This is a genomic window from Fibrobacter sp. UWR4 (assembly GCF_003149045.1).
Classification (GTDB): Bacteria; Fibrobacterota; Fibrobacteria; order Fibrobacterales; family Fibrobacteraceae; genus Fibrobacter.
In genome coordinates, this window is the sequence record NZ_QGDU01000072.1 from 1 (window position 1) to 3,563 (window position 3,563).

At 45.1% G+C, this 3,563-nt stretch carries 2 protein-coding genes; both read right to left on the reverse strand.

Going from position 1 to position 3,563, the window contains the following annotated elements; genetic code table 11:
* Positions 1-625: 625 nt before the first annotated feature.
* Positions 626-1,768: an FISUMP domain-containing protein gene (locus BGX12_RS15020; RefSeq protein ID WP_109736830.1), complete on the reverse strand. Its 1,143-nt coding sequence runs from the start codon at positions 1,766-1,768 to the stop codon at positions 626-628.
* 158 nt (positions 1,769-1,926) lie between these two features.
* A complete protein-coding gene (locus BGX12_RS15025) occupies positions 1,927-3,090 on the reverse strand; it encodes an FISUMP domain-containing protein (protein WP_109736831.1) in 1,164 nt (387 codons plus the stop codon).
* Positions 3,091-3,563: the final 473 nt, after the last annotated feature.

Consider the following 3,563-nt stretch of genomic DNA (forward strand, 5'->3'; position numbering starts at 1 on the left):
TACCCAAAGGATGTCATGATAAAGGATGGAGTGACACACCTGCCTTTGTATATGGCCATGTTCCTATAACAGACCGATTAGCAAAAGCCCACGCTTTTGAGCGCGGGCTTTTTCAGGAAAACTAATAAGCAGGTTTTATCCCCAGACTTCGTCGGCGATTTCCTTAATCAAGGCGAGTTTTGCGTAAGTCGCACTAAAAAAAAGCGAGTTTAGAGAAATAACTGTTTTTTGAAGGGTTGAAAGCCCTTATATTGCTCCCAATTTCAATTAGAATTTCATTAGAAAAAAACTGTGGGCGTTGCCCTTACGGGCCGGCCCTCTTGCGCTATAAAAAGACCGAACTGGAAAAATCCAGTTCGGTCTTTTTGTCGTTCAGCCGCTTCGCGTCCGACCCCATACGGGCGGCGGGGCCTAACGCGAAAGCCATGTGGAACCGGCAGGGATGTTTTTCTTGAAGGCTTTCATGTCGGCTTCTGTCGGTGTGTCTATGCAAATCTTGCGCTGTTGAAGGATGCCGATATTGCAGTCATCACGAGCAAATTTTCCTTGCTGATTTTTTTAGACGCATCGACTTCGTTGGCTACAAATGGACGGCCTTATTTCTCTTGAAAAATTCTGTAATTAATTATTCCCTATCATAGTTTTGGACGCAGCGAATAGAATATCCTTGAACCTTAGGAAGTGCTTGATTTCGATTAAAGCTACTGCTGTGAATGGCTATATAGTTCGCGCGTTCAGGATAATCCCTTGATTGAATGGGAGTCCAAAAAATCGCTGTTTGTCCAATTGACTTAAATTCTTCATTCCAGTACCCACCAGGGAGTATGGATACCCCATAATCGTTGGAACCTCCGAATACAGCCTTGGAGCCATGTGTACTACGGAAAAGACTTCCATCAGGAAAATGTGTTATATGAAGTAATTCATTCCATGCAAAAGTACTCATCACATGCCAGCCATCAGGACAAATGCCCTGGTGTTGCAAAGAACCGTTGCTATCATTAAATTTTTCAGGACACGCGTCGGTGCCCACGGCGTTACTATCGCACGCGGCAGAGAAATTCATGGCGTTGCTCCAACTGTAAAGTCCGCCAAACCCATTGTCGCAATACCAAGGATCGTCGTTGTAACAATACTTAGTGGAATCGCTTTGTACTGTACCACCGAGAATCAGCTTACCGTAATTCAGGTTTTCTGCAAAAATCGTGATGGAATCAATGTCGTCATATCCGTACTCCACTCTTACAGTTTTATAGACCTTGCCATCGCGGGGGTCTGTCATGGATCCATATTCTATGTCCGGATTGAACTGTTCCGACATGTCGTAATAGCTACTGCTGGATGTCGCTGAACTAGAAGATGATATTTCTACCCAAAAACCATTTGTGCAGATATAATCAATTCCAGTTTTTAAAATCGTCATTATTTCACCTTCTTCTGCAGCTTCACAAGGCAAAATTAAAGTAGAGGATGATGAATTTGTTATTCTGCTTGATGAAGACGCCCCTGTTGACTCAGAGCCTTTTACACTGGAGGAGGATCCTTTAGTTTTTGAGGAACTGCTGGATTCCGGGTCAGAGCCAGGAGTGACGGAAGAGGAAGAGTCGTCGTTGATACTGGAGGATGAGTCATCGTCCTCAACTGCGGAACTCAGGGAACCGTTTTCGCCAAGTGCGCTGGTGGAGCCCGAGTCGTCGCCGCAGGCGTTAAAGGTGAACAGCGCAAAAGCGACCGCGCTGGTGAGTGTGATTTTTTTGAAAATGTTCATATTAAAACTCTGTTAAATGTGTCTATGCAAATTTTGCGCTGTTGATGGATGCCGATTTTGTAGTCATCACGAGCAAATTTTCCTTGCTGACTTTTTTTGATGCATCGACCTCAACGGTTGTATAACGCAAAGCAGTCTTTGTCTAGGCTCCGATTGAATTATTCAACCTTTACGCAACGGACAGAGAACCCATGAATCTTATGGACTTCAGCCACTCCATTTTCAGTCATTGATCTAGATTGGTATCCTGCATTTGCACCAAGCTGGGCATGTGAAGGTCCTTCTTCTGGATAATACCAATAAGTACCTTTATCTTCTTGATCGAACTCATACTTCCAATTATATCCAGCCCCAAGCAAGCTGTACCCGCTATAGTTGTGTCCGCCGAATCTTGTAGCACGAACCCCCTTTGATCCGGCATCATTACCATCAGCATTCAAGACTATATAAAAATCATCACGGGTTAGCAGACGCCAACCGTTGGGGCAAATGCCCTGGTGGTCCGGCTCGATTTGATCAGCACAGCTCTTGGTATTGCATTCACTGGGCAACTGCATCATCTCGGCCCACTGGTATAGGCCACCGTACATGTCGCAGTTGGTGGTGTCGTTGTCATAACAGTAGCGTTCAATCTTCGAATCGTCCTTCTGGTCCTTGTCGACGGCAACCATCTCGCCAATGTTCAGGTTCTCTGCCATCACCGTGACTGAGGCCGGCTTATTGTTTTTGTCTGTACCATTGATGGTCAGGTAATAGTAGGAGCGACCCGTGCGAGAATCAGTAAACTGCTTATATGCGCCCGTTAAGACACTATCAGAATATAAGGCTCGATAATGATTATACGGGACATATTCACTACTAGACATGGGCGTCGAGGAACTACTCGATGCAACTGATGAAGAAGACTTCACAGAAGAACTGGAAGACTTTACGGAACTACTACTTTGCTTATTGCTTGATGACGAGTTCACCGACGAACTGGACTTAGCCGAACTGCTGCAGGATTTCACCGAGGAACTGCTAGATTCCCGATCGGGGTCGGGAATGACAGAAGAGGATGACGCCCCATCGGCAGGGACACTGCCCTTGACGCTACTGCTAGATCCTTCGCTATCGCTCACGACGCTTGAGGAGGAACCCGGAACAGAAAAGGACGAGTCACCGTTGACGCTGGAGGAGGATTCTTCGTCCTCAACTGCGGAACTCAGGGAACCGTTTTCGCCAGGAGCGCTGGTAGAGTTGGAGTCATCGCCGCAGGCGTTAAAGGCGAACAGCGCAAAAGCGACCGCGCTGGTGAGTGTGATTTTTTTGAATGTGTTCATGTTAAAACTCTGTTAAATGTTTCTATGCAAATCTTGCGCTGTTGATGGATGCCGATTTTGCAGTCATCACGAGCAAATTTTTCTTGCTGATTTTTTTAGACGCGGCTTGGGATTCTTCTTAAAGTTTGGCATAAAAACCCAAAAGACAACTTTCGTCTTAGTTAAAATTTTTACTTTTTGTAGTTTTCTACACATCGAACAGAATATGCATAGGATTTATCTGCATTGGATTCAATGAACCACAGATTGTCGGCAATCAACGTTGATTTTGCCCCTCGTTTGTCGGTAGCGAATTCTTTTGGATGCCAGAAATATGTGTGTTCTCCAAAATACTTCGCGGATTCTCATCGTCAAGTAAATCCGATCTAGGCTGAAAACAAAAAAAATCCCTAGAAAGTGAATTCTAGGGATGGTTAGGTTTCTAACTTGCGTTTTCGACCAAGAAAAGGACAAGCGATGAGACTTAACCGAGA